At 72.5% G+C, this 15,576-nt stretch carries 14 protein-coding genes; 6 read left to right on the forward strand and 8 right to left on the reverse strand.

The features are described 5' to 3' along the window. Positions 1-3 precede the first annotated feature (3 nt). The 5 genes from prcB to arc form a co-directional block, all read right to left on the reverse strand. Positions 4-843, reverse strand: a complete 840-nt coding sequence (gene prcB, locus ABT006_RS08470; protein ID WP_350704275.1) for a proteasome subunit beta — start codon at positions 841-843, stop codon at positions 4-6. Then, positions 762-1,301 carry an endonuclease VII domain-containing protein gene (locus tag ABT006_RS08475; protein WP_350704277.1) on the reverse strand — a complete coding sequence of 180 codons (540 nt, stop codon included), beginning with the start codon at positions 1,299-1,301 and terminating at the stop codon, positions 762-764. The genes prcB and ABT006_RS08475 overlap by 82 nt, the downstream gene beginning before the upstream one ends. Positions 1,302-1,469: 168 nt before the next feature. Beyond that, on the reverse strand, positions 1,470-1,685 hold the full coding sequence (locus ABT006_RS08480) for a ubiquitin-like protein Pup (RefSeq protein ID WP_088993750.1): 216 nt from the start codon (positions 1,683-1,685) through the stop codon (positions 1,470-1,472). Between the two features lie 104 nt (positions 1,686-1,789). Continuing rightward, complete coding sequence (dop, locus tag ABT006_RS08485) at positions 1,790-3,307, reverse strand: depupylase/deamidase Dop (RefSeq protein WP_350704279.1); 1,518 nt, start codon at positions 3,305-3,307, stop codon at positions 1,790-1,792. 177 nt (positions 3,308-3,484) lie between these two features. Then, complete coding sequence (gene arc / locus ABT006_RS08490; RefSeq protein ID WP_350685640.1) at positions 3,485-5,266, reverse strand: proteasome ATPase; 1,782 nt, start codon at positions 5,264-5,266, stop codon at positions 3,485-3,487. Positions 5,267-5,443: 177 nt separating this feature from the next. On the opposite strand from arc, the gene ABT006_RS08495 reads away from it, so the two are divergent. Continuing rightward, positions 5,444-5,740: a ferredoxin gene (locus tag ABT006_RS08495; RefSeq protein WP_350685639.1), complete on the forward strand. Its 297-nt coding sequence runs from the start codon at positions 5,444-5,446 to the stop codon at positions 5,738-5,740. 52 nt (positions 5,741-5,792) lie between these two features. On the opposite strand, the gene ABT006_RS08500 is transcribed toward ABT006_RS08495, so the two are convergent. From ABT006_RS08500 to ABT006_RS08510, 3 genes are all read right to left on the reverse strand, one after another. After that, positions 5,793-6,365 carry a hypothetical protein gene (locus tag ABT006_RS08500; RefSeq protein WP_350704280.1) on the reverse strand — a complete coding sequence of 191 codons (573 nt, stop codon included), beginning with the start codon at positions 6,363-6,365 and terminating at the stop codon, positions 5,793-5,795. A gap of 81 nt (positions 6,366-6,446) precedes the next feature. After that, the gene (locus ABT006_RS08505) at positions 6,447-7,466 is read right to left on the reverse strand and encodes a tRNA (adenine-N1)-methyltransferase (RefSeq protein ID WP_466023562.1); all 1,020 of its coding nucleotides are present in this window, start codon (positions 7,464-7,466) and stop codon (positions 6,447-6,449) included. After that, complete coding sequence (locus ABT006_RS08510; protein WP_350704282.1) at positions 7,463-8,614, reverse strand: M50 family metallopeptidase; 1,152 nt, start codon at positions 8,612-8,614, stop codon at positions 7,463-7,465. The genes ABT006_RS08505 and ABT006_RS08510 overlap by 4 nt, the downstream gene beginning before the upstream one ends. 82 nt (positions 8,615-8,696) lie before the next feature. Between ABT006_RS08510 and ABT006_RS08515 the strand changes: the two genes are divergently transcribed. From ABT006_RS08515 to ABT006_RS08535, 5 genes are all read left to right on the forward strand, one after another. After that, positions 8,697-9,608: a RecB family exonuclease gene (locus tag ABT006_RS08515; protein ID WP_350704284.1), complete on the forward strand. Its 912-nt coding sequence runs from the start codon at positions 8,697-8,699 to the stop codon at positions 9,606-9,608. Positions 9,609-9,899: 291 nt separating this feature from the next. Beyond that, positions 9,900-11,096, forward strand: a complete 1,197-nt coding sequence (locus ABT006_RS08520) for a sensor histidine kinase (protein ID WP_350704286.1) — start codon at positions 9,900-9,902, stop codon at positions 11,094-11,096. An 84-nt stretch (positions 11,097-11,180) separates the two neighbouring features. Next, a complete protein-coding gene (locus ABT006_RS08525) occupies positions 11,181-11,867 on the forward strand; it encodes a response regulator (protein WP_350704288.1) in 687 nt (228 codons plus the stop codon). A gap of 345 nt (positions 11,868-12,212) precedes the next feature. Beyond that, positions 12,213-12,980 (forward strand): ABC transporter ATP-binding protein, encoded by a 768-nt coding sequence (locus ABT006_RS08530; protein WP_350704290.1) that lies wholly within the window; start codon positions 12,213-12,215, stop codon positions 12,978-12,980. Next, positions 12,980-15,529 carry an ABC transporter permease gene (locus ABT006_RS08535; RefSeq protein ID WP_350704292.1) on the forward strand — a complete coding sequence of 850 codons (2,550 nt, stop codon included), beginning with the start codon at positions 12,980-12,982 and terminating at the stop codon, positions 15,527-15,529. The genes ABT006_RS08530 and ABT006_RS08535 overlap by 1 nt, the downstream gene beginning before the upstream one ends. The last annotated feature ends 47 nt before the right edge of the window (positions 15,530-15,576 follow it).

Raw genomic sequence — 15,576 nt, forward strand, 5'->3', positions numbered from 1 at the left:
GGATCAACCGCCCGGGTTCTCCATCCGGCCGGAGACCACGCTCTCGGCGATCGCCGACATCTCCTCGTCGGTGAGCCGGTGGGTGCCCTCCGCCGTCGCCGTCATCACCACCGGGTAGATCCGGCGGATCAGGTCCGGCCCGCCGGTGGCGGTGTCGTCGTCGGCCGCGTCGTAGAGCGCCTCGACCGCGAGCCGGACCGCCTCGTCGATCGAGAGACCCGGCTGGAAGCGCTTCTTCAGCGCGGAGCGGGCGAACAACGAACCGGAGCCGATCGCGTCGTAGCCGGTCTCCTCGTAGGGGCCGCCGGTGACGTCGAAGCTGAAGATGCGGCCGGCCCGCGCCGGGTCCTTCGCGGCCAGGTCGAAGCCGGCGAAGAGCGGGATCACCGCCAGTCCCTGCATGGCGGCGCCCAGGTTGCCGCGGATCATCGAGGCGAGCCGGTTGGCCTTGCCGTCGAGCGAGAGCATCGCGCCCTCGATCTTCTCGTAGTGCTCCAGCTCCACCTGGAACAGTCGCATCAGCTCGATGCCGATGCCCGCCGTGCCCGCGATGCCCACCAGGGAGTACGCGTCGGCCGGGTGCACCTTCTCGATGTCGCGCTGGGCGATCAGGTTGCCCATGGTGGCCCGCCGGTCGCCCGCCATCACGACGCCGCCGACGGCCGAGATGGCCACGATGGTCGTCGCGTGTGGCGCCATGTCGGCGGCCATGCCCGGCGGCAGCGGCCGTCGGCCGGGCAGCATCTCGGGGGCCACCTTGCTCAGGAACGAGGTGAAGGAGGACGTCCCCGCGTTGGTGAACACATCTGGTAGACGCCCGGATGGATCAAAACCCGCTGCCACGTGGTTCCTCTCAGATATGTGATCGCCCCGGCCAGCCGCGACTGATCGTCACGGAACTGGCCGAGACCACCGTTGCAGTTGAAGCACAATATCCCGCGCACCCAGCCGGTGCGATGATCGTGGTCCAGATGTTGGGGGTCCGGCGCGCCGCAGATGGCGCAGACGCCGCCCTGCTCGGCCAGGAGCTCCTGGAACTCCTGCTCACCGATCCCGTAACGCCGCCGCAGGTGGTACTCGCGACTGCCGCCGTGAAGGCGTTGCCGCGACTCTTTGCCCTTCTCGTTGTGACACGGCTTGCAGTACCGACCGTAACCGCCCCGCCCGGAGCGATTTCGGGGAAAGTCCTCCAGCATCTTGGTCGCGCCGCACGCCGGACATCGGCGGTGCCCTTCCGGCACCGCCGGCAGTTGACGCACGTCGCGTCCGCTCTGTTCACGGACACGTTTGGCGTAGCTCACCTTCGAGCGGGCATTGAAGCAGGGCTTGCAGTAGCTACCGCGACCGTCAGGCCTCCGGCTGTTGGCGCAGAAATCCGCTAAGGGCTTCCACGCGCCGCAGTCACGGCAACGGCGCTCACCGTCGCGGTCATCCGCCTGTCGAGGCATGCCCGGAATGCCCTATATGCCCTATTCGCCCCCTTTCTGGACATAGCCGCGCACGAACTCTTCGGCGTTCTCCTCCAGGACGGAGTCGATCTCGTCGAGCAGGTCGTCGACGTCCTCGGTGATCTCGGCGTGCCGCTCGGCGACCTCCGGGTTCGCCTCGGTGGTGACGTCCTCGATCTCCTCGCCCTGCCGGGACTTGCCCGACTGCGACTGCCCGCCGCTGTCACGAGTGGCCATTGCTGCCTCCTCCACGATCGCCTGCGATCAACTTACCTCGCGGAGGCGACGAAAAGCCCGCCGCGCGCCGGCTTCGGCACGCGGCGGGAATCCGTCCACGCCGATCAGCCGCCGGTGAGGGTCTCGAGCAGGTCCTTCGCGCTGGGGCAGCGGTCGAAGAGCGCGCCGACGTGCTTGCGGGTGCCGCGCTCGGGCTCCATCATCGGCACCCGCACCAGCGACTCCCGGCCCACGTCGAAGATGACCGAGTCCCAACTGGCCGCGACCACCTCCGAGGCGTACTGGGCCAGGCAGCGGCCGCGGAAGTAGGCGCGGGTGTCCTCCGGCGGCTCGGTCATCGCGGTGCGGGTCTGCTCGTCGTCGAGCAGGGTCTTCATCGCGCCCCGGGAGACCAGCCGGTGGTAGAGGCCCTTCTCCGGGCGGACGTCCGAGTACTGCAGGTCGACCAACTGGAGCTTGTGCGAGCCCCAGCCGAGCTTCTCGCGCTCCCGGTAGCCCTCCAGCAGCCGCAGCTTCGCCACCCAGTCCAGTTCGTCGGCGCAGAGCATGACGTCGCGGCCCAGCCGGTCCAGCACGCTCTCCCAGCGGGCGAGCACGTCCAGGGTCTGCTCGTCGGCGTCGGCGCCGTATCGGTCGTCCACGAAGGACCGCACCCGCTCGTAGTACGCCCACTGCACGTCCAGGGCGGTGAGTCGCCGCCCGTCGCGCAGCCGCATCAGGTGCGTGAGCGACGGGTCGTGGCTGACCGCGCGCAGCTCGCTGACCGGGTCGGCGATGCCCAGGTCGGAGCCGAGCGCCTTCTCCTCGATCATGGTGAGGATCAGCGCGGTGGTGCCGACCTTGAGGTAGGTGGAGATCTCCGACAGGTTCGCGTCGCCGATGATGACGTGCAGCCGCCGGTACTTGTCGGCGTCGGCGTGCGGCTCGTCGCGGGTGTTGATGATCGGCCGCTTGAGGGTGGTCTCCAGGCCGACCTCGACCTCGAAGAAGTCGGCGCGCTGGGAGATCTGGAAACCGGTCTGCCCGCCGTCCTGCCCGATGCCGACGCGGCCGGCGCCGCAGACGATCTGCCGGGTCACGAAGAACGGCGTCAGGTACGCCACGATGTCGGCGAAGGCCGTCTGGCGGCGCATCAGGTAGTTCTCGTGGGAGCCGTAGCTGGCGCCCTTGTTGTCGGTGTTGTTCTTGTAGAGGTGGATGGGCTGGGTGCCGGGGATGGTGGCGGCGCGGCGGGCCGCCTCGGCCATCACCCGCTCCCCCGCCTTGTCCCAGCGCACCAGGTCCCGCGGGTTGGTCACCTCGGGTGTGGAGTATTCCGGGTGGGCGTGGTCGACGTAGAGCCGCGCGCCGTTGGTGAGTATCACGTTGGCCAGCCCGAGGTCCTCGTCGGCGAGCGCCTCGGCCGGGTCGTACGCGGCGCCGGAGTAGGTGAAGCCGCGCGCGTCCCGCAGCGGCGACTCCTCCTCGTAGTCCCAGCGGGCCCGGCCGCCCCGGTTGAGTTCCGGGCGCGCCCCGTAGGCGTTGACCACCTGGGAGGAGGTGACCATGGGGTTGGCGCCGGCCTGGCCGGGCACGGAGATGCCGTACTCGACCTCGGTGCCCATGATCCGTCTTACGCTCATCGACCTACCTGCTTCGCTCGCCCGACCCGGTCCCCCGTCACGTCGAGCGTAGTCGGCCGCGCGGCGGATGGGGGCGCGCCGGACCGGGGCGGCAGGCGCGGGCCGAGCGGGGACGGGTGGGTCCGGACGGGACGGGGCCCGCGGCGCGTCGCGCCGCGGGCCCCGTGCGGGTGTGGGTCAGAGGTACTGACCGGTGTTGCTGGCGGTCTCTATCGACCGGCCGGCCTCCGCGCCCTTGCCCCCGGAGACGAGCGTGCGGATGTAGACGATCCGCTCGCCCTTCTTGCCGGAGATGCGGGCCCAGTCGTCGGGGTTGGTGGTGTTGGGCAGGTCCTCGTTCTCCCGGAACTCGTCGACGCAGGCGTCGAGGAGGTGCTGCAGGCGCAGGCCCTTGCGGCCGGAGGTGAGGAACTCCTTGATGGCCATCTTCTTGCCCCGGTCGACGATGTTCTGGATCATCGCGCCCGAGTTGAAGTCCTTGAAGTAGAGGACTTCCTTGTCGCCGTTGGCGTAGGTGACCTCGAGGAAGCGGTTCTCCTCGGTCTCCGAGTACATCCGCAGCACGACCGCGTCGATCATGGCCGCGACGGTGGCCTGGGGGTCGCCGCCGTGCTCGGCCAGGTCGTCCGGGTGCAGGGGCAGCCCGGAGAGGATGTACTTGGAGAAGATGTCCTTGGCCGCCTCGGCGTCCGGCCGCTCGATCTTGATCTTCACGTCGAGCCGGCCGGGGCGCAGGATCGCCGGGTCGATCATGTCTTCCCGGTTGGAGGCGCCGATGACGATGACGTTCTCCAGGCCCTCCACGCCGTCGATCTCGCTGAGCAGCTGCGGGACGATCGTGTTCTCCACGTCGGAGGAGACACCGGAGCCCCGGGTCCGGAACACCGAGTCCATCTCGTCGAAGAACACGATGACCGGGGTGCCCTCGCCGGCCTTCTCGCGGGCCCGCTGGAAGATCAGCCGGATGTGCCGCTCGGTCTCGCCGACGTATTTGTTGAGCAGCTCCGGGCCCTTGATGTTGAGGAAGAAGCTGGTGTGCCGCTCCTTGCCCTCCCGCTCGGCGATCTTCTTCGCCAGCGAGTTGGCCACCGCCTTGGCGATCAGCGTCTTGCCGCAGCCGGGCGGGCCGTAGAGCAGGATGCCCTTCGGCGGGCGGAGCTGGTGCTCCCGGAACAGATCGGCGTGCAGGAAGGGCAGCTCCACCGCGTCGCGGATCTGCTCGATCTGGGCGTGGAGGCCGCCGATGTCGGTGTAGTCGACGTCGGGCACCTCCTCCAGGACCAGCTCCTCGACCTCGCTCTTCGGGATCCGCTCGTAGGCGTACGCCGAGCGGGGCTCGATCATGAGCGAGTCGCCGGCCCGGATCGGCGAGCCGATCAGGGTCTCGGCGAGGTGCACGATCCGCTCCTCGTCGGAGTGCGAGACCACCAGCGCCCGGTCGCCCGGGCTGCCGTCGGGACCCGCGAGGATCTCCTTGAGCATGACCACCTCGCCGACCCGCTCGTAGCCGAACGCGTCGACGATGTTGAGCGCGTCGTTGAGCAGGACCTCCTGGCCGCGCCGCAGCTCGGCGACGTCCAGCGAGGGCGAGACGGCGACCCGGAGCTTGCGCCCGCCGGTGAACACGTCCACCGTGCCGTCGTCGTGCCGCGCGAGGAAGACGCCGTAGCCACTCGGTGGCTGCGCGAGGCGGTCGATCTCCTCCTTGAGCGTCACGATCTGCGCGCGAGCCTCCTTGAGGGTGCTCACGAGCCGGTCGTTGTTCTCGGTCAGCCGCGCCAACTGTGCCTGGGTGGCCGCCAGCCGCTCTTCGAGCTGCCGGACGTGTCGGGGGCTTTCGGTCAACTTGCGCCGCACCAGAGCGAGTTCCTCTTGAAGGAACGCGACCTGCGTGGAGAGATCGTGGGCCTCCTTCTCCCACCGTGCGGCGCGCGAGTCCGCGTCGTCGCTGCGTGCCACGTCCCACCTCCCCGGGGGGCTTGAACGTTCTGCCCTAACACTAGCCGCTATGAGGCCGATTCGGTCCCACGCAACGCGCTCGTCACCGAACCTTGATCGCCAAGGGTGGCCCCGAGGGCCGGTCCGGGCGTTCGGGTACCGTCGGGGCGTGGGACGGGAGAACATGGGGGGTGCGCCGTGGCGGAGGTCATGACCGACCAGCTGCAGGTCTGGGTGGACCAGGATCTCTGCACGGGCGACGGGCTCTGCGTGCAGTACGCGCCCGAGGTCTTCGAGTTCGACGTCGACGGGCTCGCCTACGTCAAGGGCCCCGACGGTGAGCTGCGGCTCGCGCCGGGCAGCCGGGTCGACGTGCCCGAGCACCTGCGCCTCGAGGTGATCGACTCGGCGAAGGAGTGCCCGGGCGAGTGCATCCACGTCGTACGCGGCAGCGACGGCGTGGAGGTCGCCGGTCCGGAGGCCGAGGAGGACTGAGCGCCCCGCCCTCCCGCGCCGCCGGGGGCGGGAGGGCGGCCGGGCGTACGCCTCAGAGCATCGGGCGGCCGACCACCGAGGCGACCAGGCGGGCGAACTCCTCCAGCCGGGCGATCTGCCCGGCGCCCCCGTCGTCGAGGGTCTTGCCGAAACGCAGCGCGTCGTGCCGGGGCGCGCCCACCGCCTCGTCGCTGGGCGGCGCCTCGTCGAGCGAGGTCAGCAGCAGGTAGACGTCGATGCTGTCGACCCGGATCCCGCCGTTGTCGTCGCGGGTGAGCCGCCGCCGGCAGCCGACCTCGGTGACGGTGGAGACCGGCACCACGCGCAGCGAGGACGTCATCGACCCGGGTGGCCCCTCCCCCGGCGGCACGTCCTCGCCGTGCCAGAGGACGAGCCGGCTGCCGTCGCAGACCACGACCTCCTGCCACACCCCGTTGACCTCGTTGACGAAGCGTTCCAGGGTGAAGCCGAGCACCGACGCCCCACGCAGCACCCCGCCCAGCGCCTCCAGGGCGACGTCGGGGTCGCGCAGGTAGGCGCGGGCCGCCGATTCGAGGTCCTGGTAGGGCGACCAGTCCGGGAACACCGCCGGCAGGTCTCCGCCGCCGAAACCCGGCCGGTTCATGCCACCTCCCCGTAGCCGTGCCACCGGCCCGCACCGGCCGGCAGGTTCCGTCCGCTCACTCCCAGCCGCCCCGTCCCACGGTCACGGCTGCGTCGTGTCCCCGGCCGCTGCCGGCTCCGCCGCGGCGGCCCGCGCGGCTGCGGCCTGCCGGGCCGCCTCCGCCTCGCGCAGCGCCTGCCGGCGTTCGGCGTACGCCTCGGCGCCCTTGCTGGGCTTGCGGCGCCGCGGCGGCGCGGTGACGCCCGGAGCGAGCTTACGCGCGGACACCAGGAACGCGGTGTGCGCGATCATGCGGTGGTCCGGGCGGACCGCCAGCCCTTCGGCGTGCCAGTCGCGCACCAGCGACTCCCAGGCGCGCGGCTCGGTCCAGCCGCCGCGCTCGCGCAGCGCCTCGACCAGCTCGGACAGCTGCGGGGTGGTGGCGACGTAACCGATGAACACGCCGCCGGGCACCAGGGCCCGCTCGACCATGTCGAGGGTCTCCCACGGGGTGAGCATGTCGAGGATGATCCGGTCGAAGCCCGTCTCGGTGCAGGTGGCGACGTCGCCGACGTGCAGGTGCCACGCCGGGTGCGGCCCGTTGAAGAACGCCTCGACGTTGCGCTTGGCGATTTGGGCGAAGTCGTCGCGCACCTCGAACGAGTGCAGCTCGCCCTCGGTGCCGACGGCGCGCAGCAGCGAGCAGGACAGCGCTCCGGAGCCGGCCCCGGCCTCCAGGACCTTGGCGCCCGGGAAGATGTCGCCCATGGCGACGATCTGGGCGGAGTCCTTCGGGTAGATCACCTGCGCGCCGCGCGGCATGGAGAGCACGTAGTCCGACAGCAGCGGGCGCAGGGCCAGGAACGCGGTGCCGCCGCCGGAGGTGGTGACGACGCTGCCGTCGGGCAGGCCGATCAGGGTGTCGTGCTCCAGGATGCCCCGGTGGGTGTGGAACGCCTTGCCCGGCTCCAGGGTGACCGTGTGCATCCGCCCCTTGGGGTCGGTCAGCTGCACCCGGTCGCCGGGCCGGAACGGCCCGCGGTGCACGGGGGGCAGCGCCCGGGTGTCGGCGGGCACCGGGGTGCCCGGGTCGGCCGGGGCGGCGGGGGGAGTTGCGGTCACGTGTTCATCTTCCGTTGAGGTTCGAGGAGCTGAGCCAGATCCGCGATGTGCAGGATGCCGACGACATCTTCGCCTGAGGTCACCAGGTACTGCGCGCCCGGGTGGGTCTGTACCGCCTCCATCACCCGCTCCCCGTCGAGCCCGACCGGCATGGCGGGCAGGTCGGCCAGGGACCGGGCGACCGCGTCGACGGCCAGCCAGGGGCGGCGTTCCGCCGGAACGGCCTCCGCCGCGGTGGGGTCGACCAGGGCGACCGGTCGGCCGGCGGAGTCGGTGACCAGGAGCGCGGCGCCCGGCGTGGCGCCGGCGGCCCGGCGCTGCGCCTCGGCCAGCGGCGTGCCGGTGGGCACGGCGAGCACCGGCCGGGACAGCCGGGACAGGTCGATCAGCGGGAAGCGGCGGCTGATCCGCGCCATCCGGATCGACTGTCCGGCGCCGCGCCAGAGGGTGAACGCGACGAGCAGCATCAGCGGCAGCGCCAGCGGCGCCAGGTCGCCGGTGAGGGTGAACAGGGTGACCAGCGCGACGGTGCCGACGGCGACGGCGCGCCCCACCCACCCGGCGACCTCGGTGCCCCGGTGCCGGTCGTGGGTCACCGCCCAGACCGCCGCCCGCAGCGCCCGGCCGCCGTCGAGCGGCAGCCCCGGCAGGATGTTGAACAGCGCGACGATGACGTTGCTCACCGCCAGCTGGAACGCGAGCTGGTTGGCCAGGGTGCGGTCGGGCAGGGCGAGGGTGGCGGCGACGGCGACCGCGCCGAGCACGGCGGAGACGGCGGGACCGGCGAGCGACACCAGCAGGTCGACGCGGGGAGACGGGGCGTCGCGGTCCATCTCGGTGTAGCCGCCGAGCAGCTCCAGGGTGATGCCGCGCACACCGATGCCGTACCGGCGGGCGGTCAGGGCGTGGCCGAGCTCGTGCAGGAGCACCGAGCCGAGCAGGGAGACCACGAAGCCGAAGCCGATCAGGTAGCCGGCGAGCTGGGACAGGTCGAGCTGGCGGCGGGCGAACTCCGCGTACAGCACGGTCACCAGCAGGGTGAGCAGCACCATCGAGCCGTTGAGGTGCAGCGGCACCCCGAAGACCCGGCCCACGGTCAGGCCGGGCCGCGGGTCGGGCCGGCGCCGCGGTTGCCTCGTCTGCTCCATCGGACCGATGCTACGCGGCGAGAGATCATGCACCGGAGCGGCGACGGCGGAGGTGTCACACCGGTGCCCTAACCTTCCGGGCATGACGGCGGAACCGGTGACCACGCAGCAGCCCGCGACCCCGGCCGAGATACCGGCGACGGTGCGGGCCTCGTTGTCGCCGTCGCGGGCGGCGGATTTCAAGACCTGCCCGCTGCTCTACCGGTTCCGCAGCATCGACCGGCTGCCGGAGCGGCCGACCGTCGAGCAGGCCCGGGGCACGCTCGTGCACGCCGTGCTGGAGCGGCTGTTCGACCTGCCCGCCGGCGGGCGCACCCCGACGGCGGCGGGCGACCTGGTGGCCCCGCAGTGGGACCGGCTGGTCACCGAGCAGCCGGAGCTGGCGGGGCTGTTCGCCGACGGCGACACCCCGGCCGCGGCCGAGTTCCTCCGCTCGGCCGCCGCGCTGCTGGAGGGCTACTTCGCGGTGGAGGACCCGCGCCGGCTGGAGCCGGCCGAGCGGGAGAGCCTGATCTCGGCGGTGGTCGACGAGGAGCTGCTGATCCGGGGCTATCTCGACCGGCTCGACGTGGCGCCGGACGGCGCGCTGCGGGTGGTCGACTACAAGACCGGCGGCGCGCCGCGGGAGGCGTTCGAGGCGCGGGCGCTGTTCCAGCTCAAGTTCTACGCGCTGGTGCTGTGGCGCACCCGGGGCGTGGTCCCCCGGGTGCTGCGGCTGCTCTACCTCAAGGACGCGGAGGTCTGCGACTACGCCCCGGACGCCGAGGAGCTGCTCCGCTTCGAGCGCACGGTGGTGGCCCTGTGGCAGGCGATCGAGCAGGCGACCGCCCGCCAGGACTTCCGTCCCCGGCCGAGCCGGCTCTGCGACTGGTGCAGCCATCAGGCCCTCTGCCCGAGCTTCGGCGGCACCCCGCCGCCGTTCCCGGCGCAGGTGGCGACGGATCCGCTGCGCGACGCCCGGTCCCGCCCGGCGGCCCCCGGCGCCGACGAGTGACGCCGCCGCGCGCGCGACCGCGGCCCCACGTCGTCAACGGGATGCCCACGGTCGACCGGTGGCGCAGCGACCACACGGACCGGTGAGCGACCGGACGCGCGGGCCGGCGAACCACCGGGCGAACGGCCCGGGGAGCCGGCCGGCGCGAGGGCCAACGAGCCGCCCGGATGCCCGGCCCGGGGAGCCGGCGGTCGGGCCCTGGCGCGGTGGAGGCAGTCTCCTCCTCAGGGATGAGGCCGGGCTCACCGTCGGCGACGATCAATCCGGCGTGGCGGCGGCTAGCGTCGCGGTATGACTTCGGGCCCGAAGGCGTGGCTGCGCCAGCACCCGCTCGCCGCGGACGCTCTCCTCGCCGTCGGGCTCGTCGCGACGGAGGTGGTGCTCACCAGCCTCACCCCCCGCGAGTACTGGCCGCCGCACCTGCTGGCGGCGCTGGCCTGGAGCCCGGTCTGCGCCGCGCCGGTGGCCCTGCGCCGGGTCGCGCCGTGGCCCGCCGTCGCCGCGGCCGTGGCGACGCTGGCGTTGCCCCTCCTGCACGGCTTCGCGCCGACCGCGCAGGGCCTGACCTTCATGGTGCTCACCTACACGGTGGCCGCCACCCGGCCGCTCCGGACGGCGGTCACGGCGACGCTGGCGCTCTGGCTGCCGGTCGCGGTGGTGAACACCGTCGCCCCGCCCGCCGGGGTGGTGGAGGGCGTCAGCTCCGCGTACCTGGCGTTGAACACCCTGCTGATCGGGGCGGTGTCGTACTCGGTGGGCCGGGCCGTGCACGGGCGCCGGGCCGCCACGGAGGCGCTGCGGGAGCGGGCCCGGGCCGCCGAGGAGAACCAGCGTTCACTCGCCGAGCAGGCGGTCGCCGACGAGCGCCGCCGCATCGCCCGGGAGCTGCACGACGTCGTCGCGCACCACGTCAGCGTGATGGGGGTGCTGGCCACCGGCGCCCGCCGGGTGCTGCCGAAGAACCCGGACGCGGCCGACGAGGCGATCGCCACCATCGAGGCGACCAGCCGGGCCACCCTGCGGGAGCTGCGCCGGCTGCTGGACGTGCTGCGTACCGACGCCGAGCCGGCCGCCGACCTGGCCCCGCAGCCGGGGCTCGCCGGCATCGAGGCCCTGGTCGACCAGGTGCGCGAGGCCGGCCTGCCGGTGACGCTGCGGGTCGAGGGCACCCCGGGGGCGCTGGAGGAGGGGGTGGCCCTGACCCTCTACCGGATCGCCCAGGAGGCGCTGACCAACGCGCTCAAGCACGCCGGCGCGGCCACGGCGGAGGTGCGGCTGACCTTCGACGAGGGTGCGGTCGGCGTCGAGGTGGCCGACACCGGGCGCGGCCCGGGGCCGGGTGGCGACCGGATCGGGCACGGCCTGGTCGGGATGCGCGAACGGGTCGCCCTCTACGGTGGGGTCCTACGCACCGGGGCACGCCCCGGCGGCGGCTTCCGGGTTTCCGCGCGGATCCCGGTGGAAGGCCGTGGCGCGGTGGCGGCATGACCGGCTCGGGGGCGTACGGGAGAATTGCGGCCGGGCCGCGGGACGGGGGGACGGCGTGACCGGGGATCAGGGACGGGGGATCAGGTGACCGAGGCGACGGTGCCGGCGCGGCCGGTGCGCATCCTGCTCGCCGACGACCAGCCGTTGCTGCGTACCGGCTTCCGGATGGTGCTCGGCACGGAGGACGACCTGGACATCGTGGCCGAGGCCGCGGACGGCGTCGAGGCGGTGGACCTGTCGCGCCGGCTGCTGCCCGACGTGGTGCTGATGGACATCCGGATGCCGCGGATGGACGGGGTCGCGGCGACCCGGGCGATCGTCGACGCCCGGCTGCCGGTGCGGGTGCTGATCCTGACCACCTTCGACCTGGACGAGTACGTGGTGGGGGCGCTGCGGGCCGGGGCGAGTGGCTTCCTGGCCAAGGACGTGCCGGCGGAGGACCTGGTCACCGCGATCCGCACGGTGGCGGCCGGGGACGCGGTGGTGGCGCCCCGGATCCTCAAGCGGCTGCTGGACCGCTTCGCCGACGTGCTGCCGGACCCGGCGGCGGCCCCGCCCAAGGGCCTCGGCGCGCTGACGGAGCGGGAACGCGAGGTGCTGGTGCAGGTGGCCCGGGGGCTGTCCAACGCCGAGATCGCCCGTGCGCTGACGGTCAGCGAGACCACCATCAAGACCCACGTGGGGCACGTGCTCACCAAGCTGGGGCTGCGCGACCGGGTGCAGGCCGTGGTGCTGGCGTACGAGTCGGGTCTGGTGCGCCCCCGAGCGTAGTGGCGCCCGCCCTGGCTGTTTCCGCAGGCGTACCCCGAAGATTCCCCGCGGCCGGGAGGGGGCCGTTGCCGTCGTCACCTACCGTGACCGGAGATGGCGCGGCGCGGTTGACCCTGACGTGGCGTCACTGTGCAGGATCGGTCCCCGACGGGCGGGAAACACGCTCGACCGGGCGCCGGGTCAGGGGCAACCCTGAGCCAGGGTCGGGGGCACCCGCACCGCGAAATAGGCACCGGCTCCGCCCGGAGTCGGACGGATCGGCGCCGACGAGCACCGATGATGAAACTGCCGCGCCGGACCAGCTGGGGCGGCGCGGATCAAAATCAGACGGAAGAGGTAGATGACGTGACCGCGACGGTAGGCCAGCAGGCGCAGGCCGCGGCCCGGGCGAACGATGTGTGGAAGGTGTACGGCAGCGGCGAGGCGCAGGTCATCGCGCTGCGGGGGGTCAGCGCGGAATTCGAGCGGGGCCGGTTCACGGCGATCATGGGCCCGTCGGGCTCGGGCAAGTCGACGCTGATGCACTGCCTCGCCGGCCTCGACTCGGTCACCCGTGGCACCGTGTCGATCGGCGACACCACCGTCACGGGCCTGGGCGACGCGGGCCTGACCAAGCTGCGCCGGGACAAGGTCGGCTTCATCTTCCAGCAGTTCAACCTGCTGCCGACCCTGACGGCGAAGGAGAACATCCTGCTGCCGCTGTCGATCGCCGGGCGCAAGCCCGACCCGGCGTGGTACGACACGGTCATCGCCACGGTGGGGCTGCAGGACCGGCTGGGCCACCGCCCGGCGCAGCTCTCCGGTGGGCAGCAGCAGCGCGTGGCCTGCGCCCGCGCGCTGGTCTCCCGCCCCGAGGTGATCTTCGCCGACGAGCCGACGGGCAACCTCGACTCCCGCTCCGGCGCGGAGGTGCTCAACTTCCTGCGCAACTCCGTACGCGAGCACGGGCAGACGATCGTCATGGTCACCCACGACCCGACCGCCGCCGCGTACGCCGACCGGGTGGTCTTCCTCGCCGACGGGCAGATCGTCTCCGAGCTGATCGAGCCGACCGCCGACACCGTGCTCGACACGATGAAGAAGCTGGACACCCCCACCGAGGTGGCCCGCTGATGTTCCGGGCGACTCTGAAGAGCCTGCTGGCCCGCAAGGTCCGGCTGATCCTCTCCGGCCTGGCCGTGGTGCTGGGCGTCATGTTCGTCTCCGGCGCGTTCGTGCTCACCGACACGCTCGGCCGCTCGTTCGACGCGATCTTCGCCGACGCGTACGAGGGGGTGGACGTCAACGTCGCCGCCAAGCCGAAGATCGACGTCGCCGAGGCCGAGGGCATGCAGGCGGCCCAGCCGTTGCCGGCGGCCACCCTGGACAAGGTCCGGGCGGTGCCCGGCGTGGCCGAGGCGAGCGGCGTCGTCGGCGTCGACGGGGCACGGCTGATCGGCAGCAACGGCAAGGTGGTCACGTCGTTCGGTCCGCCGCAGTTGGGCGAGAACTGGACCGGCGAGAACGACCTGGTGCAACTGCGCGAGGGACGGCCGCCGCAGGCCGACGACGAGATCGTGGTCAACAAGGCGCTGGCCACGGCCGGCAAGGTGAAGGTCGGTGACCGGGTCGGCGTGCTGACCCTCCAGCCGAAGCAGGAGTTCACCATCGTCGGCGTCTTCGGCTACAGCGGCGGCCGGGACTCCATCGGCGGCGCCAACGAGATCATGTTCACCACGCCCGTCGCGCAGCGGCTGATGCTCGGCGCACCGGACACCTTCAGCAGCATCACGGTCACCGCCGCCGGCGGGACGTCCGACGAGGCGCTGCGCGACGCCGTGGCCGCCGCGGTGGGCGCCGACTACGAGGTCAAGACCGGCGAGCAGCTCTCCGAGGAGGCGGCGGCCAGCATGAAGGAGGCGCTGTCCTTCTTCAACCGGATCCTGCTCGGCTTCGCCGCGGTGGCGCTGCTGGTGGGCACCTTCCTGATCCTCAACACCTTCTCGATCATCGTGGCCCAGCGCACCCGCGAGCTGGCGCTGATGCGTGCCATCGGGGCCAGCGGCCGGCAGATCATCGGGTCGGTGGTGCTGGAGGCCATCGCGGTGGGGCTGATCGCCTCGGTGCTCGGCCTCGGCGCCGGCATCGGCATCGGCGCGCTGCTGGCGTTCCTGTTCAGCACCTTCGCCGGCGGGCTGACCCTGGCCGGGGTCGGCGTGCCGCTGTCCGCGGTGATCGGCGCGTTCGCCGTCGGTCTGGTGATCACCGTGGTGGCGGCGCTGCTGCCGGCCCTGCGGGCGTCCCGGATCCCGCCGATCGCGGCGATGCAGGACGTGGCCAACCCGGACCGCCCGCTGACCAAGGTCACCGTGGCCGGCGCGATCGTCACCGCCGTCGGCGCCGGGCTGCTGGCCCTGGGACTCACCGGCAACGCCGGAGGCAACACCCTGGCCACCATCCTCGGCGGCGTGCTGTTCGCCTTCATCGGCGTGGCGCTGCTGACCCCGCTGATCAGCCGCCCGGTGGTGAGCCTGCTCGGCGCGATCTTCGCCTGGTCCGTGCCGGGCAAGCTGGGTCGACTCAATTCCGGCCGCAACCCGCGCCGCACCGCCATCACCGCCGCGGCGCTGATGGTGGGCATCGCCCTGGTCACCGGCGTGACGGTGATCCTGGACTCGGCGAAGAGCAGCATCGGCGCGCTCGCGCAGGACACCCTCAAGGCGGAGCTGGTGATCTCCGGGGCGCAGAGCGGCCCCCGGCCGCCGAGCTTCGACCCGGCGGTGCTGGAGAAGGCCGCGGCGATCCCCGGGGTGCGCCTGGCCGACGGCGAGTACGGCGACATGGCCGTGGTCGGCGGCGAACGCACCTGGGTGGCGGCGAGCAGCGACGTCGCCGCGCTGCGGCAGGTCTTCGGTGCCGAGGCCACCGCCGGCGACATCGACCGGCTCGCGCCGGACGGCATGCTGGTCAGCTCGGACACCGCGAAGTCGCGCGGGCTCTCCGTCGGGTCGCAGGTGCCGGTGCAGCTGTCCCGGGGCGAGGCGCGGACCTACACGGTGACCGGCATCTACGCCAGCTCGCAGCTGACGAACCCGGTGGTGCTGCCGCCGCAGGCGGCGCGCGACTTCACCATCCCGCAGCCGATCCAGGGCTTCATCCAGTTGGCCCCGGGCACCCGGGTCGCCGACGTGCAGCCGCAGATCGAGGCGTTGCTGGCCGACTCCCCCGAGGTGTCGGTGGCCGACCGGGAGGCGTTCATCGACCAGCAGACCGGCCAGCTCGACGGCCTGCTCACGATGATCCAGATCCTGCTGGCGCTGGCCATCGTGATCGCCGTGCTCGGCATCATCAACACCCTGGCGCTGTCGGTGCTGGAGCGCACCCGGGAGCTGGGACTGCTGCGGGCCATCGGCCTGCGCCGGGCACAGACCATGCGGATGGTCACCGTCGAGGCGGTGGTGATCTCGGTCTTCGGCGCGCTGCTCGGCGTCGCCGTCGGCACCGGTCTCGGCGCGGCCGTGGTCGAGGCGCTGCGGGACGAGGGGATCACGGACCTGGTGCTGCCCTGGTCCCAGATGGGGGTCTTCCTCGGCCTGGCCGCGATCATCGGGGTCATCGCCGCGGTGCTGCCGGCGGTCCGGGCCGCCCGGATCAACGTCCTGGGCGCCATCGCCCACGACTGACCCACCAGGCACGACGAGGGGCCCCGCCGACCGGCGGGGCCCCTCGT

This window comes from Micromonospora sp. NPDC002717 (assembly GCF_040295705.1).
Classification (GTDB): domain Bacteria; phylum Actinomycetota; class Actinomycetes; order Mycobacteriales; family Micromonosporaceae; genus Micromonospora.

Bases quoted from the DNA above. Each gene is read 5' to 3' on its own strand.
- ABT006_RS08480 (WP_088993750.1), bottom strand. From the start codon at position 1,685: ATGGCCACTCGTGACAGCGGCGGGCAGTCGCAGTCGGGCAAGTCCCGG.
- dop (WP_350704279.1), bottom strand. From the start codon at position 3,307: ATGAGCGTAAGACGGATCATGGGCACCGAGGTCGAGTACGGCATCTCC.
- ABT006_RS08500 (WP_350704280.1), bottom strand. From the start codon at position 6,365: ATGAACCGGCCGGGTTTCGGCGGCGGAGACCTGCCGGCGGTGTTCCCG.
- ABT006_RS08510 (WP_350704282.1), bottom strand. From the start codon at position 8,614: ATGGAGCAGACGAGGCAACCGCGGCGCCGGCCCGACCCGCGGCCCGGC.
- ABT006_RS08515 (WP_350704284.1), top strand. From the start codon at position 8,697: ATGACGGCGGAACCGGTGACCACGCAGCAGCCCGCGACCCCGGCCGAG.
- ABT006_RS08520 (WP_350704286.1), top strand. From the start codon at position 9,900: ATGACTTCGGGCCCGAAGGCGTGGCTGCGCCAGCACCCGCTCGCCGCG.
- ABT006_RS08535 (WP_350704292.1), top strand. From the start codon at position 12,980: ATGTTCCGGGCGACTCTGAAGAGCCTGCTGGCCCGCAAGGTCCGGCTG.